Genomic DNA, 24827 nt, shown 5'->3' with positions numbered 1-24827 from the left:
CTATAAGAGCCACCAAAACCGGTGGCTTTTTTTCTGGGAGTGAGACAGAACAATTTTTTAAAATTGTTCGTTGTCTCACCCCCGCACAGTTGATTAGGTAATCTTTGGAGCTATAAGAGCGAACAAAGATACCAATCAACCACTGCGTTATGTAATTATTACTAAACCTATTTCATCTAACCAAGCCTGATAGGGACGTAGACGAAATTAGGTACATTGACGCAGTTCGAACGCTAGTGAGAACTACGATCTTTAAAAATTTAATGAGGTGAACTCAGAGAGTTCAACCGAACCAAAGGTACCGAAGTATTTTAATAGAGCGTAAACTCTTGGATTAATTCTTTTGCACACAAAAAAGCCCCTTGAGAAATTCTCAAGGGGTAGTGGAATGACTAATCGCTCGTTGTGTCAGACACTTTTTTGAATTTTGCTGAAATAACCGTATTTAGATTATTCCGTCCATCGCGTTGCTCAATCGTCAACGTTAAAATATCTCCATCAATAGAGTATTTATACGTAGTTTCTTTAGCGACAGGTCCAATGGACATGGTTGCAAGTTGCACAATATTGATAGCTTCTGGGAAGATAATCGTTTGGTTTGCTGTATCTAATTTACCGTTCTTCAATACAGAATGAATTTTAGTATTACCTCTATCAAATTCATAAGTTGTATTGGGCAAGTCTTTAGCGCCATCCTGTAGATTGACTGATAATTTGGTAAATTGATTTTTAATATATTCGTCTTTCGTTTGAGTCACTTTAGATGAATCTTTTTGTTTTAAGTAATCGTAGAACCTTCCAAAACCATCTGCTAGAGATACAGTATAGTCGAATTCAACAGATGTATCTGTAATGTTCAACGTTGGTTTTAAATCTTTCCATGCCTCAGGATAGATCAGCTTGATAGCCGAATCATCATTGTCAAAATCTTTAAAGGCTAAGCTACGTTCAAGAGCTGGTCGGAAGTCGATGGCTTGCCATTTTCCTTCAATTGGAACGGGGTCTTTTTGAGTAGTGCTTCCTTTACGTTTGAAGTGTAGTTCATAGTGAACTGGAAGATTATTTTTCTTCGCTTTTCCGTCAATCGTGACATAAAGCATGTCGTCTTTTAATTTGTAGTGATATGTGTTTGGCGAAACGCGATTTTCACCGAATGAGAAGAAGAATGAGTTTGCTACGGAAAGTCCTTCATCAAAGGTCATTGTTTTGGCACCTTGATCAATAGAACCCGTTGCTTCGTAGCTAAACACGCCAGTATCTTTATTCATGCTGACTTTGTATTTCTTAAAGTCGCCTGCAAATCCTTCATGAGAGTCATACATGATTTTTTTGAATTCTTCTTCAGTCTTGCCTCTAGCTTCTGTTGTGACAGTGGAGAAAGCTTTAATAAAGTTATCAATGTTATAGTCGTATTTAATGGTTGCCGTGTTGTTTTCAATCTTCATGTCCATTTTGAAGTCTTTAACAGATTCAAGCAAGTGTGCAAAGTGGATTCCATGGAGGGTATAGGCTCCGATGGACTCCGTTAAAGCATCGAGAGTATCGACTAATTCCCATTCGCCATCAATCGTTTCGACTTTTGGTGTTTCTGTTTTAGCGGCATTTTTAGAGCCGCTTTGTTCTTGAGAACAAGAAGCTAGTGCGAAAACTGAGAGCAGAGCAACGAATGATAAAAATAATTTTTTATAACGTCTAATCATCGCTAGACCTCCTTAAAATAGATGATTGTATTACGCTTATATTATACGTTCAACACAATTGTTTTGCAAGGGCTTTCAAACGAATCACAATTTTGTTTTGTAACTTGACCAATTATTCAACATAAGAAACGGGAAAATTGTATGTAGCAGAGTCCCCAATAGATGAGATTCTCAAGGCTTCCTAAATTATTTTTTTGCACACAAAAGAGGCTGGGACAAAAGTCCTAGCCTCTCAATTATTTTTGGATTGTCGAGCAAGACGCAGTGGTTGAGTGGGCTCTACTACGCTGATTTCATCAGCTTTTACAGCCCTACTCAACTGTGCGGAGGTGGGACGACGAAATCGAATTCTAACGAATTACCGATTTCTGTCCCACTCTCAGTGAGTTATTTAATTAGTTTTAGGATCTGAAACTTTCTTGAATTTCATTGGATAAACGAGATGTGCTCCTGTTTCTTCGAATGTTTTTTCAGCGTAAATTGTAAGGATGTCACCATTCAATTCGTAGTGATAAGTAATTGGTACGTCTGTAGAATTAATATAAAGAGGTAGAACTCCAAAGATGTTTGGAACTTCAGGGAATACGATCGTTTTTGCATTCTCGTTTAAAACCCCATCATTTAACGTTGCAGTTAACACTTTTGTATTGTTATCAAACGTTCCAGTTTGATGTTTAAAACTTCCAAATTTCTTTTCTCTTACGCCTAGAAGGATGGCAGTAGCTTCTTCTTTTGTAGGATATTCATCTTTATTCTGTTCAGCATAAAAATCAATATACTTATTCATATCAGCACTATAAGAATAAGTTACATCTGTTCCTGTGATTTTTAGAGTCGGAACGATATCTTGGAAGGCTTCAGTAACCTTTAATCGACTATCAGCATCATCATAATAAATTAAGAAAGTACGTTCCACGGTATCTCTAAAATCTACAGCTCTCCAGTCTCCTTCGAGTGAGACTGGAGTCGGTGCTACTGTGGTAGTTTCTGCAACTGTTGTAGTCTCAGCGGTTGTTTGTTGTTGCTGTTGTTTCTGTTGCCCACATCCTGATACAAATAGAAGAGCAAGAAGGGAAAACATCCATAGGGAACTTTTTTTCATATTGTTCATGATTGATCACTCCTTCTAATGTTTGTCTCCTACGTAATTGAAACGAAGACGTATTACTCTAAAATGACTTTGTTCATCATTACCTTCAGCATAAAGTGTTAGTTGGTTACCTTCAACGGTGTAAGTATAAGTAATGGGTACAAGCGAGTTATACGTGGTTCCCATAACAATTCTACTTAAAAATGTAGGTGTTTCAGGGAACGTAATAGTGTGTTTCTGCGTATCGATTTCGCCAGTCAGAGAGTAATCATAGGCATCATTAGGTTCGTCAAGAGTAATCTTTGTATGTTTCAAATTTGGAATATAGTTCTTAAATTCAGCAGTTTTATTTTTTAAATACGATTCATAATTTGCTTTGTTCTCTCCTGTTGCAAATGCTTGATCCTCATACAGTTCTCTGTAATCAAAATGGTACTTCAATTCAACGGTTTTATCTTTAATAGTCATCGTCATCTTAACCTTATCGAAGTCATCAAGCATCAGTACAGCGGCAAGTTTTTTGATATTAGAAGCTAGGAATACTTTCTGAATGGTCATTTGTTGGTCAGTCCATTTCCAAGTTCCTTGTTGATCCTTTGTAAGATCTTGTGGTGCTTTTATTGTTTGAGGAGATTTATCTGTTTGAGAAGACTTATTTGTTTTAGAAGACTGCGATGGAGAAGACTGACATCCCGCAATGAGGAGCACTGCAAAGAATGCCAAGAAACCGAAAAGGATCTTCTTTGTTTTAGTAAACATAAATTTACCTCCTAAACCTTGTTGCTTTAATTTTATCATTAAAGGAAATAATTATAAAGTGAAATGGTGAGCGAGGTGTGAAGAAGAAGGGACCGTATAATAAAAAGAAAGGTTGGCAATGAGGGCAACTGTTCAACTTTTTCTAACGAACGACGGTGTGAACTAGGATCTTTAAAAAACACATTCTATTTATGGTACCGAAGGTATCATTTTTTGCTATAATAGACTGTATGAGTAGAATTTTAGACAATGAAATCATGGGCGATGAAGAGGCCGTTGAACGGACGCTACGCCCGCAATATTTACATGAATATATCGGTCAGGATAAGGTCAAGGACCAGCTGAAAATCTTTATTGAGGCAGCCAAGCTTCGGGATGAAGCGCTGGATCATGTCCTTCTTTTTGGCCCTCCGGGGCTGGGGAAAACCACCATGGCCTTTGTCATTGCCAATGAACTGGGCGTCAATCTCAAGCAGACTTCCGGTCCTGTCATTGAAAAGGCTGGTGACTTGGTAGCTATCCTCAATGATCTAGAGCCGGGGGATGTCCTCTTTATCGATGAGATCCATCGTCTTCCTATGTCAGTTGAAGAAGTGCTCTATAGCGCCATGGAAGATTTTTACATCGATATCATGATTGGCTCTGGTGAGAGCAGTCGGAGTGTCCATCTGGACCTTCCTCCTTTCACTTTGATTGGGGCGACAACGCGAGCAGGTATGCTGTCCAATCCCTTGCGCGCTCGCTTTGGGATTACCGGGCACATGGAATACTATGAGCAAGATGATTTGACAGAGATTGTCGAGCGGACCGCCGAGATCTTTGAGATGGAAATTACCCACGAGGCTGCCGAAGAGCTTTCTCTTCGTAGTCGTGGGACTCCTCGGATTGCCAATCGGTTGCTCAAACGGGTGCGCGATTTTGCTCAGATCATGGGCGATGGCTTGATTGACGATACCATTACCGACAAGGCCCTCTCTATGCTGGATGTGGACCATGAAGGACTGGACTATGTCGATCAAAAGATCCTGCGCACCATGATTGAGATGTACGGCGGTGGCCCGGTTGGCCTTGGAACTTTATCGGTCAATATTGCCGAAGAGCGAGAGACCGTAGAAGATATGTATGAGCCTTACTTGATTCAAAAAGGCTTTATCATGCGGACCCGGACAGGGCGCGTGGCGACCCGCAAGGCTTATGAACACCTGGGTTATCCCTATAATGGAGACTAGAAGAAGATGCTGACGGAAGAAGCAATAGTGGAACAAATCCAAGCCGATCCGGAGATGATGACTGTCTTGGCCATTATTCGAGATCTCAACTTGGCAGATGCCTGGTTAGCGGCGGGCGCGGTGCGAAATTTCATCTGGAACCGGCTCTCTGGAAAACCAGGGTTTGATGCGACGACAGATCTGGATCTGGTCTTTTATGACCCTACGATCAGTTATGAGGAGACTCTGCAGATCGAGCAGGAATTAAAGAAGACCTATCCCCAGTACGCTTGGGAAGTGAAAAATCAAGTCTATATGCACCAGCATAGTCCGGGGACGGCTCCTTATCGCAGTGCTTGTGACGCGGTTTCTAAATACCCCGAGCAGTGTACGGCACTTGCAGTTCGCTTAAGGAAAGAGGGTCAGCTAGAGCTCTTTCTCCCTTATGGGACAAAGGATATCGAAGACCTCATCGTTCAGCCAACTCCACATTTTTTAGCTAGTCCCGAGCGTTTGGCGGTTTATACAGAGCGGATGCGGAAGAAAGATTGGAAACGAAAATGGCCAGCCCTTCAGATCATCCTGCCTGAATAAAAAAAGAAAGTCAGCCCACCTCAACGGTGGACAGGCTTTTTTCATCTTGCCTCAAAATTATAATTTTAGCAGATTATATTTTTCTTACATTCTGTTATAATAGAAAGGAGGTGCTGTCATGAAAAAAATCGTATTTGTGTGTTTAGGAAATATTTGTCGGAGCCCCATGGCAGAGTTTGTCATGAAGGATTTGACCAACCAGTATGAGATTGAGAGCCGTGCCACTTCTAACTGGGAGCACGGGAACCCTATTCACCAAGGGACTCAAAAGATTTTTCGCAGTCATGGCGTACCCTATGATGTGTCTAAAACATCCCTTCAAATCAGTGACCAAGATTTTCATACCTTTGACCTGATCTTAGGGATGGATGAAAACAATGTGGCTGACCTCAAACGAATGGCACCGCCTGGAACAGAGCACAAGATTCATCTCTTTGCAGGAGAAAGTGTTCCAGATCCATGGTACACAGGAGATTTCGAAGAGACCTATTCCAGAGTCCTGAGCGGCTGTAAGGCTTGGTTAGATCAGTTAGCAACTTCCTAAGAGTTTGATATGTGAGAGAATACAGAATATGAAAGAATTTTATGAGACTTATAAGGTCTATCTGACAAGAAAAAATTTAGAAATAGCAGCATTAGTCGTGATTATTCTATCTGCTTTGCTGGTTTTCCTTTCAGCCATTCCAGGTCAGGGCGTTTTGACCTTGGATAAGGGGGCGATCCGTTACGACGGAAGTTTGGTCCGTGGCAAGATGAATGGCAAGGGGACCGTCACCTTTAAAAATGGGGATACCTATACAGGTAACCTCGTCAACGGCTCTTTTAGTGGCTATGGAAAGTTCAAGTCCAAGGATGGCTGGACCTATGAAGGGCAGTTTGTTAATGGCCAGCCGGAGGGCAAAGGCACCTTAACCACAGAAGCCAACGTCGTATACAAAGGAACATTCAAGCAGGGGATTTATCAAAATGCGCATTAAATGGTTTTCACTAGTCCGTGTTACAGGACTCTTATTGGTATTGCTTTACCATTTCTTCCAAAAAGCCTTTCCTGGAGGCTTCATTGGGGTAGATATTTTCTTCACCTTCTCAGGATTTTTGATTACAGCGCTCTTGATCGATGAATTTGCGCGCAAGCAAGGAATCGACTACCTGGCATTCTTGAAACGGCGCTTTTACCGGATCGTACCACCCCTTGTCTTTATGATCTTGGTCGTGATGCCCTTTACCTTTATGGTCCAACGGGACTACGTGGCTGGTATTGGGACTCAGATTGCGGCGGTCTTCGGTTTTGTGACCAATTTCTTTGAGATGGCAACGGGTGGTAGTTACGAAAGTAACTTCATTCCGCATCTCTTCCTTCATACCTGGAGTTTGGCTCTAGAAGTGCATTACTATGTGCTCTGGGCACTTTTGGCATGGTTCTTGGCTAAGCGGGCTAAGACAGTTGGAAAGTACCGAGGTATGCTCTTCCTGGCATCCAGCGGGCTCTTTCTCTTCACCTTCTTGTCCATGTTCATCCGCGCCTTTCTGACAGCTAATTTCTCTACTATCTATTTTTCTAGCTTCACTCACATCTTCCCCTTCTTTGCGGGATCATGCCTAGCAACGGTGACAGGGATTGCCAATGTCAGCCCGAACTTTACAAAGCTGGTGCAGTCTTGGAGTATGAAAAAGACCTTGTCAGTCTTGGGTGGAAGCTTTGCCTTCTTGTTTGTGCTCAGTCTTTTCTTACCATTTGATAGCTTGTGGACCTATCTGTTTGGCTTTTTAGCAGCGACAATCGCAGCTTGTGCCATGATTCTGTCGGCCCGCATTCTCCATGAGAAGACGCCAGATAAAAAAGAACCAGCCATCCTCAATTTCTTGGCAGATACTAGTTACGGTGTCTATCTTTTCCACTGGCCTTTCTTTATCATCTTCTCTCAACATTTGGGAAATATGATGGCAGCCCTTGTGACGACGATCGTTTCCTTGATTCTAACGGCTCTGTCCTTCTATATTTTGGAGCCAACCATTGCAGGCAAGGAGCCTCGTGTCTTTGGTATGAAGATGGATCTTAGCTTTTTGACCAAGCCGATCTTTTACCTCATGATTCCATTAGCTCTCTTGATGATCGGGATCTCTGCCTTTGCACCAACAGTCGGAGCTTTTGATGAGAGTTTGGTAGTGAGTGGTCTCAATCAAGCAGACAGCAAAATGCAGGTCACACGGACGCAGGTGGACAATGCGACGGCAACAGACTATAACGTCTCAAATGGTGTGACCATGATCGGTGATTCGGTTAACTTGAGAGCACAAGACTACCTAACCAAAGCGATCCCTGGCATCCAGATCGATGCAGTGGTAAGCCGTCAGTTGGAAAATGGAATGAAGGTCTTTGAGACTGATATTTCTAATAAGGTCTTATTGAAAAATGTCGTCATTGCCCTAGGAACTAATACTGTTAGCAATTACAAAGAGTTGCTGGATCAGTATGTTGAAAAACTTCCAAAAGGTCGTCGCTTGATTCTTGTGACACCATATGATGGTCGTTATGCCAACGACGAGTCTAGCGAATCGGTCCAAACTCGTCTCTATGAGTTGGAATTAGCCAAGAAGTATGATTTTATTACCATTGCAGATTGGTACCAAGTAGCTGTTGAAAATCCAAACATTTGGGTGGGAACAGACTCTGTTCACTTCAATATGGAAACCAATGGTGGCGAACTCTATGCCCAAACCGTCAAGGAAGCCCTTGATAAAGCGGAAAAAGGTCCAGTTAAGAAATAGAAAGACTTTTTTGAAATTGCAATAAAACAAATGCTAACAAAAGAGAACAAAAGCAACTTTTTACTTGTAAAGAGCTGCTTTTTTTAGTAAGATTAAGAAAACGCTTACAAAAACAGATTGAAAATTTTACTTTGTGAAGAAAAAATTTTTTTAATATTTTTTTCACAATATAATCAGAAAAGTCCTGCAATTGCGTTTAATTTGATAAAAATTTCACAAACTACAAAAAATTCTTTGTGAAAGTTGCCTGGAAGTGTTTACAAAAATCTTAAAATAGAGTACAATAATATTGTGAAATAATTAACAAATCGAAATTTCTTACACTATTCTTGAAAGTTTCTGAAAACAAGAAAAAGTTCCGGAAAAGGATAAGGGTTTCAAACATTGGAGGAAAGCATCAAATGGCTGATAAAAAAACTCTCTCACCTGAAGAAAAGAAACTCGCTGCTGAAAAACACGTAGACGAGTTGGTGCAAAAAGCACTCGTAGCGCTTGAAGAAATGCGCAAATTGGATCAGGAGCAAGTAGACTACATTGTGGCGAAAGCATCTGTAGCGGCTCTTGACGCACACGGTGAGCTTGCTCTTCATGCATATGAAGAAACTGGTCGTGGAGTCTTTGAAGACAAGGCGACTAAGAACTTGTTCGCTTGTGAGCACGTTGTAAACAACATGCGTCACACCAAGACAGTTGGTGTCATTCAAGAAGATGATGTCACTGGTTTGACCCTTATTGCTGAGCCAGTCGGAGTCGTTTGCGGGATCACTCCTACAACAAACCCAACTTCAACAGCCATCTTTAAAGCATTGATCTCCTTGAAGACACGGAACCCTATCGTCTTTGCCTTCCACCCATCCGCTCAAGAATCATCTGCGCATGCGGCACAAATCGTCCGCGATGCAGCGATTAAAGCAGGAGCTCCTGAAAACTGTGTGCAATGGATCACGCAACCATCTATGGAAGCAACCAGTGCTCTTATGAACCACGAAGGGATTGCGACTATCCTTGCGACCGGTGGGAATGCCATGGTGAAAGCGGCATACTCATGTGGGAAGCCAGCTCTTGGGGTAGGTGCAGGTAACGTTCCTGCTTATGTTGAAAAATCAGCTAACATCCGCCAAGCTGCACACGATATCGTCATGTCAAAATCATTTGACAACGGAATGGTCTGTGCGTCTGAACAAGCGGTCATCATCGATAAAGAAATCTACGATGAGTTTGTTGAAGAATTCAAATCTTACCACACTTACTTTGTTAACAAAAAAGAAAAAGCCCTTCTTGAAGAGTTCTGCTTCGGCGTAAAAGCTAACAGCAAAAACTGTGCGGGTGCGAAATTGAATGCGGACATCGTTGGGAAACCAGCAGCATGGATCGCTGAACAAGCTGGCTTCTCAGTCCCAGAAGGAACCAATATCCTTGCTGCAGAATGTAAAGAAGTTGGTGAAAAAGAGCCTTTGACTCGTGAAAAATTGTCACCAGTCATCGCTGTCTTGAAATCTGAAAGCCGTGAAGACGGAATTAACAAAGCACGCCAAATGGTTGAATTCAACGGTCTTGGTCACTCAGCAGCCATCCATACAGCAGATGAAGAATTGACCAAAGAATTTGGTAAAGCAGTTAAAGCTATTCGTGTGATCTGCAACTCTCCTTCGACTTTCGGTGGTATCGGGGATGTTTACAATGCCTTCTTGCCATCATTAACACTTGGATGTGGTTCTTACGGACGCAACTCTGTTGGGGACAACGTTAGTGCCATCAACCTCTTGAATATCAAAAAAGTCGGACGCCGGAGAAATAACATGCAATGGATGAAACTTCCTTCAAAAACATACTTTGAACGTGATTCAATTGAATACCTACAAAAATGTCGTGACGTTGAACGTGTCATGATCGTTACAGACCACGCTATGGTAGAGCTTGGTTTCCTTGATCGTATCATCGAACAGCTTGACCTTCGTCGCAACAAGGTGGTTTACCAAATCTTTGCAGACGTAGAACCAGATCCAGATATCACAACTGTTGAACGTGGTACAGAGATCATGCGTGCCTTCAAACCAGATACGATCATTGCTCTCGGTGGTGGATCACCAATGGATGCGGCCAAAGTTATGTGGCTCTTCTACGAACAACCAGAAGTGGACTTCCGTGACTTGGTACAAAAATTCATGGATATCCGTAAACGTGCCTTCAAGTTCCCATTGCTTGGTAAGAAGACTAAATTTATTGCGATCCCAACAACATCTGGTACAGGATCTGAAGTAACTCCATTTGCCGTTATCTCTGATAAAGCAAACAACCGTAAATACCCAATCGCAGACTACTCATTGACTCCAACAGTTGCCATCGTAGACCCTGCCTTGGTATTGACAGTTCCAGGATCTGTTGCAGCAGACACTGGTATGGACGTCTTGACGCACGCGACAGAAGCTTACGTATCACAAATGGCTAGCGACTTCACAGATGGTCTTGCTCTTCAAGCTATTAAACTTGTCTTTGAAAACTTGGAAAGCTCAGTCAAGAATGCGGACTTCCATTCACGCGAAAAGATGCACAATGCGTCAACCATCGCAGGTATGGCCTTCGCCAATGCCTTCCTCGGTATTTCTCACTCAATGGCCCACAAGATCGGTGCGCAATTCCACACCATCCACGGACGGACCAATGCCATCTTGCTTCCATACGTTATCCGCTACAACGGTACACGGCCAGCTAAGACAGCTACATGGCCTAAGTACAACTACTACCGTGCAGATGAAAAATACCAAGATATCGCTCGTATGCTAGGACTTCCATGCTCTACTCCAGAAGAAGCCGTTGAAGCTTACGCAAAAGCTGTATACGAACTCGGTGAACGCTGTGGTATCGAAATGAACTTCAAAGCACAAGGCATCGATGAAAAAGAATGGAAGAAACATTCTCGTGAATTGGCCTTCCTTGCTTATGAAGATCAATGTTCACCAGCTAACCCACGTCTTCCAATGGTAGACCATATGCAAGAAATCATCGAAGATGCTTACTATGGTTACAAGGAACGTCCAGGACGTCGTAAATAAGACGCCAAGGAACAACTGATGTTTATCAGCTACCCCCACTCGAAAGAGCGGGGGATTTTTGCTATTTGGATCCAAAACTCGTTTTTTCATAAAAAATTAGACTTTTTTTCAGAAATTGTGTTATTTTTATAGCATTCCGAGCTATTTTATGTTACCCTATAGTGTGTGAATCTGCCTGTAGCTGAAGGGTTATGGTCCTTTTTCAGTTATAGGAAACGAAAAAATAAATCCAAGAAAGGAGGCCATCTCAAATGGAGTTAGAAGGTGACGTGCAAGGAAGACAAGATCAGGCACAGAAAATTATTGAAATGCCCCAACGAGATCGGGAAACTTCCACTTCAGAAAATCAGCCATCATCTGCTTCAGTGGTCTCCATGTATGGGCAGGAAAAGCCAAGCATTTCTAGCCTCCATCAGCAACTAGCGAGCGCGTCTGGAACCCAGACCATTCAATTGCGGGAGGAATTGGTGCTGGCGGTAGCGCAGAATGCTTCAGCGCAAGCAACTGCCTTTGAGGCAGAGGTCAAGGATAAGCTGGAAGAGGCCAAGGAGACGGTTTCTCATAAGGTCGCTGAGGTGTCACAAATGGCCCACAGCATGGCCCAATTTTTAACAGACGCAGAAGTGGAGCAACTATTAGGAGAGTTCTCCATGGATGCTTGTTGGGACCAAGCGGTAGAGGCGGAGAACCTCGCCCAAGCAAAGGCCTATTCCACTCGCTTGTCAGATTTGGCAGGTCAGCTGGAGGCTGCATCAGCTCAATTGGTGGACTTGGACAAGGGACAAGCGACGGCCTTTGATTTTTCATAAGTAGGAGAAAAAGATGTTAGAGATCCTGGGAGAGGACAGAGAACGAATTGAGGAGCTCCATCGAGAGATTAAAAAGGAGCAAGAGCGGATTGCGATCAGAAGTTTGATTGCAACGCAGAAAGCCTTGATGATGTTGGAAGGGATGAGTTTGCAGGTAACCTTGGGCGGTCAATCCGAAAAGATGCGCTCTTTTGCTACAACGACCCTAGTTAGTGATTTGAAAGATGGATTTACAGGAGGAGCAGCGGACGCGGTAGAAACAGCACTGAAAGCAGTGAAGAAGCCGATTTTATTGAGTCCGATTAAAGGAGGTATGTGATGTACCATTCAGGAAATAGTGAATTAGAACAACTAGAAGATCGACATTACCGCTTCAATCAAAAGCTCAGTGAGTTGGAGTGGGATTATGCGGATATGCGTATGGATGTCCGCCAACATACAGAAAATTTAGTGGACTGGCTGAGTGCCCTTCATTTTCAAGCGCCAAGTGCGGAGGCCCAAAGTGGCTTGGAGCGTTTATTTGCCTTGCAAGAAGAGTTTGAGGCAGAACTCAAGCGCTATGAAGAGCGTTTAGAAGAAGAGCGTGAGCGCGAGCAGCAAGAGTACTATAAGCAGCGCCAACAATTAGAACAAGGTGATTGAAACATTCCTCTGGTATAGATAAGGGGAATGTTTTTGTTTGCTCAAAAAACTTTTAAAAATGTGCTCATAAATTCTTGCAAGCGATTACTTAGTATGTTATAATATTCACAAAGAAACGAAAATAAAATGGTTTTATCAAACCAACAAAAGAGGAGTCGCTTATGAAAGCTGCAACTTATGTATCTGCAGGCAATCTGCAACTGCTGGATCAAGCTCACCACCCACCACTTCAAACTCTCAGAAGTCGAAAAGGCCTATGATGTCTTTAAACATGCGGGTGAAAACCATGCACTCAAGGTCATTATCGAAAATGATATCAATGAATGAATTGGCAACTAATATTTGTTCATAGTTTTTTTAGACGGACCAGAGATATTCTGGTCCTATTTTCAGTCCCAAATAGCCGATAATTCCTTGCAAAAAAAATTCCTTGTCTTATAATATAAGTGTAGAAAACGAATACATTAAGAGAAAGGTGTAATCTTATGAAACGGTTTTGTTATCATCGTGAATTCTGGATGGACTTCCATTTCTGGATCTTGGTCTTGCTTATAGTAGCTGTGGTTATGACGATGCAGGCTTCGCTTTCGGTAGTGAGCCTAGCTTATCTTGCTTTTGTTGGGATTCTGATTCTTCTGCAGGTCTTTCAACCGTCTGTATCGACACGGCAGTACCCAGAAGGTAGCTACCATTTCAATTGGACCTTCTATCGCGATACTAGACTGTATATCGATCTCTTTTTATTAGCAGGTCTCTTGGCAGGCCCAATTACTTCATCGGATATGGTCTATTGGATCTTGCTTGGAGCCGTTGTCGGCTCTATCGGCTTTGTATTTGTTGTAAAGGAAAAAGCGACTCAAAAGATGGCTTAGGGAATCACCATGTCCTAGATCTCTGAAACTAGTTTCAGAGATCTTTTTATTTTTCCCTAAAATGTGAAACTATAATCCAATTGCACGATTAATATTGTAAGCGCTTTAAAAATAGATTATAATCAATTTACAAGTACTCGAGTTGCCTTATTATCAAAGGAGAAGGAGTTATGTCAAAGATTACAAAAGATGAACTGATTGAACAAATCAAAGACGGCATCATTGTTTCTTGTCAAGCTCTCCCTCATGAACCGCTCTATACAGAAGCAGGAGGAGTCATTCCTCTCTTGGTCAAAGCGGCTGAACAGGGTGGAGCTGTCGGAATCCGAGCCAATAGTGTCCGGGATATCAAGGAAATCAAGGAAGTGACCAAGTTACCAATTATTGGGATTATCAAACGTGATTACCCACCTGAAGAACCATTTATCACGGCTACTATGAAAGAAGTCGATGAGCTGGCAGCTTTGGATATCGCAGTCATTGCTCTTGATTGTACCAAACGTCCCCGTCATGATGGTCTTTCGATTAGTGATTTTATCCATCAAGTCAAAGAGAAATATCCAGACCAACTCTTGATGGCTGATACCTCTACTCTGGAAGAAGGATTGACAGCAGTCGAAGCGGGAGTAGACTTTGTCGGAACGACCCTTTCGGGCTATACGGACTACAGTCCGAAGGTTGATGGGCCAGATTTTGAACTGATCCATAGCCTCTGTCAAGCAGGAGTGGATGTCATCGCAGAAGGCAAGATCCACTATCCTGATCAGGCCAAGAAAATCCATGATTTTGGGGTTCGTGGGATCGTTGTAGGCGGCGCCATTACCCGACCAAAAGAGATCACCGAGCGCTTTGTCGCAGCCTTAAAATGAGAAAACAAAACAGTAGATTGAAGGAGGAGGAGACCCAATAGAGAGTAGTCGAATCTGAAACAAGAACAAGAATAGGCGTCCTCATTGAGGATAACCCCCTGTAAGAGTAATCTTACCGCAATTGTGAGGAGAAATCACATGAAAATGAAAAAAGTATTGTGCTCGTTGGTAGCTGGTGCAGCTCTTCTAGCACTCGCAGCTTGTGGCTCTGGCGGAGGATCAAAATCAGAATCTTCTGGTGGAAATTCTGGTAAAACAGAAATTACCTGGTGGGCTTTCCCAGTCTTTACTCAAGAAAAAGCAGAAGATGGTGTCGGAACCTACGAAAAATCAATTATTGCAGCTTTTGAAAAAGCGAATCCAGATATCCACGTGAATTTGGAAACGATTGACTTCAAGTCAGGTCCTGAAAAGATCACAACGGCTATTGAAGCAGGAACTGCTCCAGATGTGCTCTTTGATGCACCTGGACGGATCATTCAGTATGGTAAAAATGGAAAATTGGCTGATTTGAACGATCTCTTTACAGAAGATTTTGTCAAAGATGTCAATAATGAAAATATCATCCAAGCCAGCAAGGCAGGTGACACAGCTTACATGTATCCAATTAGTTCAGCACCATTCTACATGGCGATGAATAAGAAGATGCTCAAAGATGCAGGCGTGTTGGATCTTGTCAAAGAAGGCTGGACAACAGACGACTTTGAAAAAGTCTTGAAAGCTTTGAAAGACAAAGGCTACACACCAGGATCACTCTTCAGTAATGGTCAAGGTGGAGACCAAGGAACTCGTGCCTTCATTGCCAACCTTTATGGCGGTTCTGTTACTGATGAAAAAGTAACCAAGTATACAACCGATGATCCAAAATTTGTCAAAGGTTTGGAAAAAGCTTCTAAATGGATCGATGACGGCTTGATGATGAATGGTTCTCAATTCGATGGTGGAGCAGACATCCAAAACTTTGCGAATGGTCAAACTTCTTACACCATCTTGTGGGCGCCTTCACAAAACGGTATCCAAGCTAAATTGTTGGATGCAAGTAAGGTTGAAGTAGTAGAAGTGCCATTCCCATCTGACTCAGGCAAGCCAAAATTGGAATACCTTGTCAATGGATTTGCAGTCTTCAATAATAAAGATGAAAAGAAAATTGCTGCTGCTAAGAAATTTATACAGTTCATCGCAGACGACAAAGAATGGGGTCCAAAAGATGTTGTGCGTACAGGAGCCTTTCCAGTTCGTAGTTCATTTGGTAAGTTGTACGATGACAAACGGATGGAAACCATCAGCACTTGGACAAAATACTACTCACCATACTACAACACGATCAACGGTTTTGCAGAAATGCGGACCCTATGGTTCCCAATGTTGCAATCTGTTTCAAACGGGGATGAAAAAGCAGAACCAGCTTTGAAGACCTTTACTGAAAAAGCAAACGAAACCATTACGAAAAAATAATCAGTCTATGAAGCAGACCTAAGTCTTTCATAGAAACGAGAATTTGCAGGCCCCTTCGAATCCGTATCTCTCTATTTGGAATGGAACGAAGGGGTCTTCATTCTTTCTGGATCTTCTTTTCTTAAGTCGGAAGATATGTTTAGAAAAGAAAATAGAAAAAGAACACTAGGAGGTGCCTTACTGTGAAGGTAAACAAAATCCGAATGAGGGAGACGCTCGTTTCCTACGCATTCCTAGCACCCATTTTAATCTTCTTTACGGTCTTTGTCCTAGCCCCCATGATCATGGGCTTTGTGACAAGTTTCTTCAACTATTCTATGACATCCTTTAAGTTTGTCGGTTTAGAAAATTATTCCCGCATGTTTGCGGATAAGGTCTTTGTGAAGTCCTTGATCAATACCGTCATCATCGTTATCGGATCCGTTCCGATCGTCGTATTGTTCTCCTTGTTTGTGGCTTCTCAGACCTACCATCAAAATGCGATTGCGCGTTCCTTCTATCGTTTCGTCTTCTTCCTTCCAGTTGTTACAGGGAGTGTAGCGGTAACGGTTGTGTGGAAATGGATCTATGATCCACTATCAGGGATTTTGAACTTTGTATTGAAATCTGGACATGTCATCAACCAAAACATTTCTTGGTTGGGGGACAAACACTGGGCTTTGATGGCCATCATCATTATTTTGTTGACCACTTCAGTTGGTCAACCGATCATCCTCTACATCGCTGCTATGGGAAATATTGATAATTCTCTCGTAGAAGCCGCGCGTGTGGATGGTGCGACAGAATTTCAAGTTTTCTGGAAGATCAAATGGCCAAGCTTGTTGCCAACAACTTTGTACATTGCGATCATTACGACCATTAACTCTTTCCAATGTTTCGCCTTGATCCAATTATTGACATCCGGTGGTCCTAACTACTCAACGAGTACCCTTATGTACTACCTCTATGAAAAAGCCTTTAAACTATCTGAATATGGTTATGCCAACACCATGGGCGTCTTCCTTGCGGTGATGATTGCCATTATCAGTTTTGCGCAATTCAAGATCCTCGGAAACGACGTAGAATACTAAAGAAAGGAGCCTCAGATGAAACCAACACAAAGGAAACCCATCACTGCCTTTACAGTGATTTCAACGATCATTTTGCTCCTTTTGACAGTCTTGTTCATTTTCCCATTTTATTGGATTTTGACAGGGGCCTTTAAGTCTCAGCCAGATACCATTATGATCCCACCTCAATGGTGGCCAAAGACACCAACCATGGAGAACTTCCAACAGTTGATGGTACAAAACCCAGCCCTACAATGGTTGTGGAATAGTGTCTTCATCTCCCTTGCAACCATGCTTTTGGTGTGTATGACCTCTTCCTTGGCAGGTTATGTCTTGGCTAAGAAACGCTTCTATGGGCAACGAATTCTCTTTGCTATCTTCATTGCAGCCATGGCCCTTCCAAAACAAGTTGTCTTAGTTCCATTGGTACGGATTATCAACTTTATGGGGATTCATGATACCCTTGCAGCGGTTATTCTACCATTGGTTGGATGGCCATTCGGGGTCTTCTTGATGAAGCAATTTAGTGAAAACATCCCAACAGAACTCTTAGAATCTGCTAAGATCGATGGTTGTGGAGAGTTGCGGACTTTCTGGAGCGTTGCCTTCCCAATTGTCAAGCCGGGATTTGCAGCCCTTGCCATCTTTACCTTTATCAACACCTGGAACGACTACTTTATGCAATTGGTAATGCTGACTTCTCGTCAAAACTTGACTATTTCACTAGGGGTAGCAACCATGCAGGCTGAAATGGCCACCAACTATGGCTTGATCATGGCTGGGGCAGCCCTAGCTGCAGTGCCAATCGTTACGGTCTTCCTGGTTTTCCAAAAATCCTTCACACAAGGGATTACCATGGGAGCGGTCAAAGGATAAGTCGTCCGCTTGGACAAACGATCGTTGTGTACAGATCGGTTTTCTAGGCTGAGACGTATCGAAAGGATGAGAATATGATATTTGATGATTTAAAAAACATCACCTTTTACAAAGGAATCCACCCCAATCTGGATCAGGCCATTGACTTTCTATATGAGCATCGGAAGGATTCTTTTGAATTGGGGAGATACGATATTGATGGGGATAAGGTCTTTCTCGTCGTTCAAGAAAATACCCTCAACAAAGCAGAAAATGATCGCTTTGAACACCACAAAAGATATGCCGATTTGCATCTATTAGTAGAAGGGCATGAGTTTTCGAGTTATGGATCTCGTGTGACAGGTGAGGCTATCGCATTTGATGAAGCATCGGACATCGGTTTTGTCCATTGCCAGGAGTCTTATCCGCTTCATCTAGGCTATCATAATTTTGCGATTTTCTTTCCAGGGGAGCCTCACCAGCCCAATGGCTATGCAGGGCAAGAAGATATCGTGAAAAAATATCTATTTAAAATTGCGATCGATTGATCACGTTAGAAAGGAGTGCCTATGTCATCTAAGGGAGCAGGATTGATCAAAACCGTTTTTAACACGGACAATGTAGTGATGCGTATCAGTGAGAAGGTCCTCGACTTGGTAACTGTTAATCTTTTATTTGTGCTAAGTTGTTTACCAGTTCTCACGATTGGAATTGCGAAAATTAGTTTGTATCAGACCTTATTTGCCATTAAGCACCAGCGTCGAGTTCCGGTGATTCGTAGTTATGCGAAGGCTTTTCGGGACAATTGGAAAATAGGCTTGCAACTAGGAAGTTTAGAACTGATTGTTGCAGGTATTTGTCTCTTTGATTTATTCTTATTTTGGGGGCAAACTTCCCTAGCTTTCCAAGCTTTGAAAACCATTTGTTTAGGCCTCTTTCTCTTTCTTGTGTTGATCTTATTGGCTGCTTATCCGATTGCGGCTCGCTACCAGTTGGATTGGAAAGAGTGTTTGCAAAAAGCCATGATTGTGACAGGCTTGCATTTTCCTTGGTTCTTCGTCATGGGAAGTGCTCTCTTACTTCTATGTATGGCTCTTGCAAGCTCAGTCTTAGCTTTCCTATTGGGACTCATGATCTTTTTCTTGTTCGGTTTTTCAAGCTTAGCTTATGCACAAGTTGGATTAATGGAAAAGATTTTTGCCCACTACCAAGAATAAAATGAATTCAATAGTGACAAAAGGAGAAAATATGTCAGATTTAAAAAAATATGAAGGAGTCATCCCTGCTTTTTATGCCTGCTATGATGACCAAGGGGAAATTAGCCCGGAGCGGGTGCGTGCTCTCGTAGAATATTTTATCGCGAAAGGTGTGCAGGGCTTGTATGTCAACGGATCCTCTGGCGAATGTATCTACCAGAGCGTGGCCGATCGCAAGCTGATCTTGGAAGAAGTGATGGCAGTAGCTAAAGGAAAATTGACCATCATCGCTCACGTAGCCTGCAACAACACCAAGGATAGCGTGGAATTGGCACGACATGCAGAAGAACTAGGAGTGGATGCCATTGCGGCCATTCCGCCGATCTATTTCCGCTTGCCAGAATATGGTGTGGCCCACTACTGGAATGAAATCAGTGCAGCTGCACCTCATACAGACTTTGTCATCTACAATATCCCGCAATTGGCTGGGGTAGCTTTGACACCGAACCTTTACAAGGAAATGTTGAAAAATCCACGGGTGATTGGGGTGAAAAATTCTTCGATGCCTGTTCAGGACATTCAAACTTTTGCTTCTTTAGGAGGCGATAACCATATCGTCTTTAATGGTCCGGATGAACAATTCTTAGGTGGTCGTCTCATGGGGGCACATGCTGGTATCGGTGGCACCTATGGTGCTATGCCAGAGCTATTCTTGAAGCTCAATCAGCTAATTGCTGAGAAAGACTTAGAGACCGCGCGTGCCTTGCAGTTTGCCATCAATGATATTATCGGAGTCTTGACGTCTGCTCATGGCAATATGTATGCGGTCATTAAAGCGGTTTTGCGCATCAATGAAGGTTTGGACTTGGGATCTGTTCGCTCCCCTTTGACGCCAGTAGTAGAAGCGGATCAAGAAGTGATTCAACGTGCTGCTCAACTCATTCAGGACACAAAAGACAGATTCCTTTGATCAAAGGAGGTCTAGATGAATCCATATGTTGTAATTGATATCGGAGGGACCAGTATCAAGTATGGTCTAGCCGATGCAAAAGGGCAACTCCTAGAGACCCATGAAATGCCAACGGAGGCCCAAAAAGGAGGACCTCATATACTTAAAACAACAAAGGAAATAGTAGCCCGTTATTTGAAGAAGCATCCCTTGGCAGGGGTTGCGATTTCTTCGGCCGGGATGGTGGATCCTGATAAGGGAGAAATCTTTTATGCTGGGCCACAAATTCCCAACTATGCAGGAACCCAATTCAAAAAGGAAATCGAAGAGACTTTTCAGATCCCTTGCGAGATTGAAAATGATGTTAACTGTGCCGGTCTTGCAGAAGTTACAACAGGTCATGCAAAAGGCTCGAACAATGCTGTTTGCTTGACGATTGGAACAGGGATCGGTGGTTGTCTCTTGCTTGATGGTCAGGTTTTTCATGGCTTTAGCAATTCAGCCTGTGAGGTTGGCTATCTTCATTTGCCAGACGGTGCCTTTCAGGATCTAGCTTCAACGACGGCTTTGGTCGAGTACGTGGCAGAACATCATGGTGATCCTGTGGAACAGTGGAATGGTCGCCGGATCTTCAAGCAGGCAACTGAAGGAGATAAAATCTGCATGGCTGGAATTGATCGGATGGTGACCTATCTTGGAAAAGGATTGGCTAATATCGTTTATGTGGTCAATCCGGAAGTCATCGTTCTTGGAGGGGGAATTATGGCTCAGGAAGCGATCCTGAAACCTAAAATCTATCAAGTTCTGTGTGCGGAACTGGTTCCTAGCCTAGCAGATAAGATCCGTTTGGAATTTGCTCACCATCAAAACGCCGCAGGTATGTTGGGGGCCTACTACCACTTTAGACAAAAACATGGAACATAAAACAAGTCGCACTGACGACTTGTTTTTGCTTCATCACAAAAAGCATGAAAGACGAAGAAAACCTTATCTTTCATGCTTTTTAAATAGGGAGACTATATTATGATTTTCGAGAACGTTGACTAGAAAGCTTTTTGTTTTCCCAGTAGCTATTAAAGACAATTTCCTTTTGTTCTCGGCTTTTATTAAGGAAATGAGCATAGATCAAATCGACCACAATGAGGAGTGGTAAAATAGCAGAGATTCGATCGATATAGGTACTACTAGGAAGAGGTGCGGCCGGTAACACTTCTGTGAATCCTTGGTGGATGGCAGCCGGGTTAGCGGTCACAAGAACCGTCTTAGCCCCCTTTTCTTTGGCGTCCAGGAGACTGTCTGTAATGGAGTTGGTGCCTCCTGACAATGAGAAACCGATGACTAAACAAGAGGAATCGAGAATACTGGTCGTCCAAGCAAAGCCATCTTGATCAGTCAGGGCTTCACAAACGACGCCTAGTCGCATAAAGCGCAATTTCATTTCTCGAGCAACTAAACCGGAACTACCGATCCCGAAGAAATAGACTCGGTCTACTTGATCGATTAGTTCAGCTACCCGATCTAATTGGGAATCTTTTACCAGACTTTCAGTGACGTTACTGATATGGTGGTAGCGTTGCAAGACGCTCAGCGTCAGCTCGTCATGCTCTTGCACCTGTTTTTGATTTTTGGTTTCTTCGTTAAAATGATAGACAAACTCCCGATAGCCGGAAAAACCACATTTTTGAGAGAAACGCGTTAAAGCTGCCTTTGAAACATGGAGTAACTCCGTTACACGAGAAGAGGACAGGGAGTGCTGTCGTGCTTCGGATGATAAAAAATATTGGGCAATGTCGCGTTCCATATCTGTTAACTCAGCTTCATGGCTGGCGATAATGGCGCGTAAATCTTGATCTTGTTTCACAGCAATCCTCCTTTCTCACGAGATGAAATAACAGGATGCTCCTATAATATATTACACATTATAACATGGGTAACCGCTTTATTCAAGTAAAAGAAATCAAGAAATACTGAAACTAGGAACAGGATATGCGAAAAGAAGAGAACGCTACCAATCCTGGCAGTAGTGGCTTGTTGGTTATCCACAATTTTCTGAAAATTTCCGGTTGGGCCTGAACAAACGATATGAATTGTGGTATAATTTAAGATAATTGTACTGTTGTTGGAAGAACAATGGTTGAATAAGGAGGTGTGACGATGTCGAATGCAACACTCGAGATGATGCAAGAGATCGAGCAAGCTGCTCAGGGCGTGATCGTAGGCTATGAAGCTCAAGTTGAACAAATCCGAACGGATTCGCGCGATCGCCTTGCAACAGTGGCACAGCATTACGATGAGGAAACCAAGCAATTGGTCACAGAGGCAGAAAAAAACGCCCAGGAAAGACTCGTCCGTTTAACGAAAGATCTGGAAGAAACGGTTGCGCGCAATGATGCCAAGGTACAAGAGGCGATGACCGATAAGCGAGCTGGGTTAGTTGAAGCCATTGTAGAAAAGGTGGTAGCAAGCTATGGCCGTTAGTCAGATGCAAAAACTGTCCCTCATCTTACCCAAAGATGACTTGGACGGTCTCCTACTAGCGCTGCAGTCTGAGGCAAAAATCCAGATTTATGACCTCAGTGAGCATGAAGAATGGCAGGCTGCCTTTGAGGCAAATACCTTGTCTCAACCCTTGACAGAGAACAATCGTCAAGCTTTGGTAGAGCTGCAAAAACGTCAAGAACAAGTTGAAAAAATGATTCAGACTCTGGAGCCTTATATGCCTGAGAAAAAGGCCCTGCAAGCTCTGAAGGAAGAACCCTTAAGCTTGTCTTTTGATGACTTGCAGGCCCACGGGATGATTCGAGATGAGGATCTTCTATTGACCAAGTTGAAACGCCAATTGCGCGTGTTAGACAAGGCTCGTCAGAAGATTGCGGATGCAAAGGGAGAGATAGAGCGCTTAGAAAAATGGCGACCGTTAGAAGTGACGCCAGCTGCTCTCGCTACTTTTCACTATGTGCATGGCTTGATCGGGACGATCCCAAATAGCGATACAGACGCTGTTCGCTCTTCCTTAAAAGCTCATCCTGAGCTGGAGTTAGAAGAAGTCTTTACGTCTGAAACCGAACACGGCTATGTCATCTTGTATCGTTCGGGAGATCGTGTAGCTGTTCAGGAGCTTTTAGAAGACCATGGGTTCAAAGAATTGGACTATGAAGAAGAGCAGGTCCCGGCCGCCTACTTGGATCGCCTAGAAGGGGAAATCAAAGAGCAAGAAGCTGTAGTTGCAGCAACCCTAGCCGAGTTACAAAACTCCCAGAAGGAACTGGACCAGCTCAAGTACCAGATGGATTACTTGCTGAGTTTGGGAGCTCGTGAGGAAGCTAAGTCGCTTCTTGCTAGTACGCAAAGCTTGGTAGCCCTAGAGGGTTGGATTGAAACCTCCCAAGTGGCCTCATTGCGAGACTTCTTGCAAGAAGGTTTTGGTTCTCGAGTCTTACTAGAGACACGCGATGTGACGGAAAAAGATTGGGATGACGTTCCGATCCAGTTGCGAAATAATGCCTTGGTAGAACCTTTTGAATTAGTCACAGAGATGTACGCCCTGCCTAAGTATTACGAGAAAGATCCGACACCGATCGTTTCTCTCTTCTACTTTGTTTTCTTTGGCATGATGGTCGCAGATATCGGTTATGGACTGTTGCTAACGGTAGCGACAGGGTTTGCCCTTAAAGCCTTTAAGCTCAAGCCTAGTACAGCCAAGAACCTTCGTTTCTTCAGCCTCCTTGGAATTTCAGTTGCCCTTTGGGGTGTGGTCTATGGCTCTTTCTTTGGATTTGAGATGCCTTTTGCCCTGATCAGTACGACCAGCAACGCCATGACCATCCTGATCCTCTCAGTGGTCTTTGGTTTTATCACCGTCTTAGTGGGCCTCTTCCTAGGAGGAATGAAAAATGTTCGCCTCAAAGACTACACGGAAGCCTATAATGCGGGCTTTGCTTGGGTCTTGATCCTACTTGGTTTAATGCTTCTAGCAGTAGGCAATATCTTGCCAGGGATGAGCCTGCTAGTTCCGATCGGCAAGTGGCTGGCTATTTTGAATGCCATTGGGATCTTGATTGTTTCCATTGTCAGTGCCAAGAAGCTATCCGGTTTAGCGTCTGGTCTCTTTAACCTCTACAATGTTAGTGGCTATGTCGGAGACTTGGTCAGCTTCACCCGTTTGATGGCCTTGGGCTTGTCTGGAGCTAGTATCGGTTCGGCCTTCAACCTCATTGTCAATCTCTTCCCACCGCTTGGACGGTTTACGGTAGGGCTTGTGCTCTTTATCGTCCTACATGCCATTAATATGTTCCTGTCCTTCTTGTCAGGATATGTGCATGGAGCCCGTTTGATCTTTGTGGAGTTCTTCGGTAAGTTCTACGAAGGAGGAGGCAAGCCATTTCGTCCTCTCAAACCTTCTGAACGCTATATTAAAACAAAAAAATAAGTATTATCTTAAAAAAATAGGAGTATATTCATGGAATCTTTAGCATCATATTTTTCAGCCCATGGGGGCGCCTTCTTTGCAGCATTTGGTGTCGCGATCGCAGTCGCACTTAGTGGGATGGGATCTGCTCTTGGTGTTGGTAAGACCGGTCAAGCAGCAGCAGCCCTCTTGAAAGAACAACCAGAAAAATTTGCCCAAGCCTTGATCTTGCAATTGTTACCAGGTACACAAGGTTTGTATGGTTTCGTTATTGGGATCTTGATCTGGTTGCAAATTAAGCCAGATATGCCACTGGAAACAGGGGTTGCTTACTTCTTTACAGCTCTTCCAGTTGCGATCGTTGGTTATTTCTCAGCCAAACACCAAGGAAATGTTGCGACAGCAGGGATGCAAATCTTGGCAAAACGCCCAGAAGACATGATGAAAGGGGTTATCCTTGCGGCCATGGTTGAAACCTATGCCATCTTGGCCTTCGTTGTGTCCTTCCTATTGACTCTACGCGTCGGCTAAGAGCTAGCTTTGATGAATT

25 protein-coding genes and 1 pseudogene are annotated in these 24827 nt (G+C 43.2%); 22 read left to right on the top strand and 4 right to left on the bottom strand.

From position 1 onward, the window contains the following. Positions 1-392: 392 nt before the first annotated feature. The 3 genes from HMPREF2918_RS04295 to HMPREF2918_RS04285 all read right to left on the bottom strand — a co-directional run bounded on the left by HMPREF2918_RS04295 (position 393) and on the right by HMPREF2918_RS04285 (position 3549). Positions 393-1700, bottom strand: a complete 1308-nt coding sequence (locus HMPREF2918_RS04295; protein ID WP_070594678.1) for a hypothetical protein — start codon at positions 1698-1700, stop codon at positions 393-395. Between the two features lie 391 nt (positions 1701-2091). Continuing rightward, positions 2092-2811, bottom strand: coding sequence for a hypothetical protein (locus tag HMPREF2918_RS04290; RefSeq protein ID WP_070594677.1), 720 nt, complete (start codon positions 2809-2811; stop codon positions 2092-2094). Between the two features lie 15 nt (positions 2812-2826). After that, entirely contained in the window at positions 2827-3549 is a 723-nt protein-coding gene (locus HMPREF2918_RS04285; RefSeq protein ID WP_239665652.1) for a hypothetical protein, read from the bottom strand. A 230-nt stretch (positions 3550-3779) separates the two neighbouring features. On the opposite strand from HMPREF2918_RS04285, the gene ruvB reads away from it, so the two are divergent. The 19 genes and pseudogenes from ruvB (at position 3780) to HMPREF2918_RS04190 (ending at position 20793) form a co-directional block, all read left to right on the top strand. Beyond that, positions 3780-4778, top strand: a complete 999-nt coding sequence (ruvB, locus tag HMPREF2918_RS04280) for a Holliday junction branch migration DNA helicase RuvB (protein ID WP_070594676.1) — start codon at positions 3780-3782, stop codon at positions 4776-4778. A gap of 6 nt (positions 4779-4784) precedes the next feature. After that, entirely contained in the window at positions 4785-5351 is a 567-nt protein-coding gene (locus HMPREF2918_RS04275; RefSeq protein ID WP_070594675.1) for a nucleotidyltransferase family protein, read from the top strand. Positions 5352-5469: 118 nt separating this feature from the next. Further along, positions 5470-5895 (top strand): low molecular weight protein-tyrosine-phosphatase, encoded by a 426-nt coding sequence (locus HMPREF2918_RS04270; protein WP_070594674.1) that lies wholly within the window; start codon positions 5470-5472, stop codon positions 5893-5895. Positions 5896-5923: 28 nt separating this feature from the next. After that, complete coding sequence (locus HMPREF2918_RS04265) at positions 5924-6328, top strand: MORN repeat-containing protein (protein WP_070586627.1); 405 nt, start codon at positions 5924-5926, stop codon at positions 6326-6328. Then, on the top strand, positions 6318-8120 hold the full coding sequence (locus HMPREF2918_RS04260) for an acyltransferase family protein (RefSeq protein WP_070594673.1): 1803 nt from the start codon (positions 6318-6320) through the stop codon (positions 8118-8120). Before HMPREF2918_RS04265 ends, HMPREF2918_RS04260 begins: the two co-directional genes overlap by 11 nt. Positions 8121-8521: 401 nt before the next feature. After that, positions 8522-11173 carry a bifunctional acetaldehyde-CoA/alcohol dehydrogenase gene (gene adhE / locus HMPREF2918_RS04255; RefSeq protein ID WP_070594672.1) on the top strand — a complete coding sequence of 884 codons (2652 nt, stop codon included), beginning with the start codon at positions 8522-8524 and terminating at the stop codon, positions 11171-11173. Between the two features lie 251 nt (positions 11174-11424). Next, positions 11425-11982, top strand: a complete 558-nt coding sequence (locus HMPREF2918_RS04250) for a hypothetical protein (protein WP_070594671.1) — start codon at positions 11425-11427, stop codon at positions 11980-11982. A 13-nt stretch (positions 11983-11995) separates the two neighbouring features. Then, positions 11996-12301 (top strand): hypothetical protein, encoded by a 306-nt coding sequence (locus tag HMPREF2918_RS04245; RefSeq protein WP_049472664.1) that lies wholly within the window; start codon positions 11996-11998, stop codon positions 12299-12301. Beyond that, positions 12301-12624 carry a hypothetical protein gene (locus HMPREF2918_RS04240; RefSeq protein WP_003009394.1) on the top strand — a complete coding sequence of 108 codons (324 nt, stop codon included), beginning with the start codon at positions 12301-12303 and terminating at the stop codon, positions 12622-12624. Before HMPREF2918_RS04245 ends, HMPREF2918_RS04240 begins: the two co-directional genes overlap by 1 nt. A gap of 210 nt (positions 12625-12834) precedes the next feature. Next, positions 12835-12951: pseudogene (locus tag HMPREF2918_RS04235) on the top strand (alcohol dehydrogenase); the annotation flags it as partial. A gap of 158 nt (positions 12952-13109) precedes the next feature. Beyond that, positions 13110-13496 carry an ABC transporter permease gene (locus HMPREF2918_RS04230; RefSeq protein WP_070594669.1) on the top strand — a complete coding sequence of 129 codons (387 nt, stop codon included), beginning with the start codon at positions 13110-13112 and terminating at the stop codon, positions 13494-13496. 170 nt (positions 13497-13666) lie between these two features. After that, on the top strand, positions 13667-14365 hold the full coding sequence (locus HMPREF2918_RS04225; RefSeq protein WP_070594668.1) for an N-acetylmannosamine-6-phosphate 2-epimerase: 699 nt from the start codon (positions 13667-13669) through the stop codon (positions 14363-14365). A gap of 138 nt (positions 14366-14503) precedes the next feature. After that, on the top strand, positions 14504-15820 hold the full coding sequence (locus HMPREF2918_RS04220; RefSeq protein WP_024056402.1) for an extracellular solute-binding protein: 1317 nt from the start codon (positions 14504-14506) through the stop codon (positions 15818-15820). Positions 15821-16002: 182 nt separating this feature from the next. Beyond that, on the top strand, positions 16003-16890 hold the full coding sequence (locus tag HMPREF2918_RS04215; RefSeq protein WP_003009412.1) for a carbohydrate ABC transporter permease: 888 nt from the start codon (positions 16003-16005) through the stop codon (positions 16888-16890). Between the two features lie 15 nt (positions 16891-16905). Then, entirely contained in the window at positions 16906-17745 is an 840-nt protein-coding gene (locus tag HMPREF2918_RS04210; RefSeq protein ID WP_070594667.1) for a carbohydrate ABC transporter permease, read from the top strand. Positions 17746-17819: 74 nt separating this feature from the next. Continuing rightward, positions 17820-18272: a NanQ anomerase/TabA/YiaL family protein gene (locus HMPREF2918_RS04205; protein ID WP_003015325.1), complete on the top strand. Its 453-nt coding sequence runs from the start codon at positions 17820-17822 to the stop codon at positions 18270-18272. A gap of 21 nt (positions 18273-18293) precedes the next feature. Further along, entirely contained in the window at positions 18294-18941 is a 648-nt protein-coding gene (locus HMPREF2918_RS04200; protein ID WP_070594666.1) for a DUF624 domain-containing protein, read from the top strand. 31 nt (positions 18942-18972) lie between these two features. Beyond that, a complete protein-coding gene (locus HMPREF2918_RS04195; protein ID WP_070594665.1) occupies positions 18973-19890 on the top strand; it encodes a dihydrodipicolinate synthase family protein in 918 nt (305 codons plus the stop codon). A 15-nt stretch (positions 19891-19905) separates the two neighbouring features. After that, a complete protein-coding gene (locus tag HMPREF2918_RS04190) occupies positions 19906-20793 on the top strand; it encodes an ROK family protein (RefSeq protein WP_070594664.1) in 888 nt (295 codons plus the stop codon). 97 nt (positions 20794-20890) lie between these two features. Here the strand turns inward: HMPREF2918_RS04190 and HMPREF2918_RS04185 are convergent, their stop codons facing one another. After that, positions 20891-21730, bottom strand: a complete 840-nt coding sequence (locus tag HMPREF2918_RS04185; protein WP_070586617.1) for a MurR/RpiR family transcriptional regulator — start codon at positions 21728-21730, stop codon at positions 20891-20893. A gap of 293 nt (positions 21731-22023) precedes the next feature. Here HMPREF2918_RS04185 and HMPREF2918_RS04180 point away from each other — a divergent pair, with 293 nt between their 5' ends. From HMPREF2918_RS04180 to HMPREF2918_RS04170, 3 genes are read left to right on the top strand one after another with little or no spacing between them, the layout of a single operon-like run. Beyond that, positions 22024-22347 (top strand): hypothetical protein, encoded by a 324-nt coding sequence (locus tag HMPREF2918_RS04180; RefSeq protein WP_003015405.1) that lies wholly within the window; start codon positions 22024-22026, stop codon positions 22345-22347. Then, complete coding sequence (locus HMPREF2918_RS04175) at positions 22337-24298, top strand: V-type ATP synthase subunit I (RefSeq protein ID WP_070594663.1); 1962 nt, start codon at positions 22337-22339, stop codon at positions 24296-24298. Before HMPREF2918_RS04180 ends, HMPREF2918_RS04175 begins: the two co-directional genes overlap by 11 nt. Positions 24299-24328: 30 nt before the next feature. Further along, a complete protein-coding gene (locus tag HMPREF2918_RS04170; RefSeq protein WP_003009435.1) occupies positions 24329-24808 on the top strand; it encodes a V-type ATP synthase subunit K in 480 nt (159 codons plus the stop codon). Positions 24809-24827: the final 19 nt, after the last annotated feature.

The sequence above is a fragment of the Streptococcus sp. HMSC065C01 genome (genome assembly GCF_001813525.1).
In the GTDB taxonomy this organism is placed as follows: domain Bacteria; phylum Bacillota; class Bacilli; order Lactobacillales; family Streptococcaceae; genus Streptococcus; species Streptococcus parasanguinis_V.
Note: the sequence above shows the minus strand (reverse complement) of the source record. Positions and strands in the feature narration are given on the sequence as shown.

Excerpts from the sequence above, each read along its gene's own strand:
- HMPREF2918_RS04295 (WP_070594678.1), bottom strand. The coding sequence starts at position 1,700 with ATGATTAGACGTTATAAAAAATTATTTTTATCATTCGTTGCTCTGCTC.
- HMPREF2918_RS04290 (WP_070594677.1), bottom strand. The coding sequence starts at position 2,811 with ATGAACAATATGAAAAAAAGTTCCCTATGGATGTTTTCCCTTCTTGCT.
- HMPREF2918_RS04285 (WP_239665652.1), bottom strand. The coding sequence starts at position 3,549 with ATGTTTACTAAAACAAAGAAGATCCTTTTCGGTTTCTTGGCATTCTTT.
- ruvB (WP_070594676.1), top strand. The coding sequence starts at position 3,780 with ATGAGTAGAATTTTAGACAATGAAATCATGGGCGATGAAGAGGCCGTT.
- HMPREF2918_RS04275 (WP_070594675.1), top strand. The coding sequence starts at position 4,785 with ATGCTGACGGAAGAAGCAATAGTGGAACAAATCCAAGCCGATCCGGAG.
- HMPREF2918_RS04270 (WP_070594674.1), top strand. The coding sequence starts at position 5,470 with ATGAAAAAAATCGTATTTGTGTGTTTAGGAAATATTTGTCGGAGCCCC.
- HMPREF2918_RS04265 (WP_070586627.1), top strand. The coding sequence starts at position 5,924 with ATGAAAGAATTTTATGAGACTTATAAGGTCTATCTGACAAGAAAAAAT.
- HMPREF2918_RS04260 (WP_070594673.1), top strand. The coding sequence starts at position 6,318 with ATGCGCATTAAATGGTTTTCACTAGTCCGTGTTACAGGACTCTTATTG.
- adhE (WP_070594672.1), top strand. The coding sequence starts at position 8,522 with ATGGCTGATAAAAAAACTCTCTCACCTGAAGAAAAGAAACTCGCTGCT.
- HMPREF2918_RS04250 (WP_070594671.1), top strand. The coding sequence starts at position 11,425 with ATGGAGTTAGAAGGTGACGTGCAAGGAAGACAAGATCAGGCACAGAAA.
- HMPREF2918_RS04245 (WP_049472664.1), top strand. The coding sequence starts at position 11,996 with ATGTTAGAGATCCTGGGAGAGGACAGAGAACGAATTGAGGAGCTCCAT.
- HMPREF2918_RS04240 (WP_003009394.1), top strand. The coding sequence starts at position 12,301 with ATGTACCATTCAGGAAATAGTGAATTAGAACAACTAGAAGATCGACAT.
- HMPREF2918_RS04230 (WP_070594669.1), top strand. The coding sequence starts at position 13,110 with ATGAAACGGTTTTGTTATCATCGTGAATTCTGGATGGACTTCCATTTC.
- HMPREF2918_RS04225 (WP_070594668.1), top strand. The coding sequence starts at position 13,667 with ATGTCAAAGATTACAAAAGATGAACTGATTGAACAAATCAAAGACGGC.
- HMPREF2918_RS04220 (WP_024056402.1), top strand. The coding sequence starts at position 14,504 with ATGAAAATGAAAAAAGTATTGTGCTCGTTGGTAGCTGGTGCAGCTCTT.
- HMPREF2918_RS04210 (WP_070594667.1), top strand. The coding sequence starts at position 16,906 with ATGAAACCAACACAAAGGAAACCCATCACTGCCTTTACAGTGATTTCA.
- HMPREF2918_RS04205 (WP_003015325.1), top strand. The coding sequence starts at position 17,820 with ATGATATTTGATGATTTAAAAAACATCACCTTTTACAAAGGAATCCAC.
- HMPREF2918_RS04200 (WP_070594666.1), top strand. The coding sequence starts at position 18,294 with ATGTCATCTAAGGGAGCAGGATTGATCAAAACCGTTTTTAACACGGAC.
- HMPREF2918_RS04195 (WP_070594665.1), top strand. The coding sequence starts at position 18,973 with ATGTCAGATTTAAAAAAATATGAAGGAGTCATCCCTGCTTTTTATGCC.
- HMPREF2918_RS04190 (WP_070594664.1), top strand. The coding sequence starts at position 19,906 with ATGAATCCATATGTTGTAATTGATATCGGAGGGACCAGTATCAAGTAT.
- HMPREF2918_RS04180 (WP_003015405.1), top strand. The coding sequence starts at position 22,024 with ATGTCGAATGCAACACTCGAGATGATGCAAGAGATCGAGCAAGCTGCT.
- HMPREF2918_RS04175 (WP_070594663.1), top strand. The coding sequence starts at position 22,337 with ATGGCCGTTAGTCAGATGCAAAAACTGTCCCTCATCTTACCCAAAGAT.
- HMPREF2918_RS04170 (WP_003009435.1), top strand. The coding sequence starts at position 24,329 with ATGGAATCTTTAGCATCATATTTTTCAGCCCATGGGGGCGCCTTCTTT.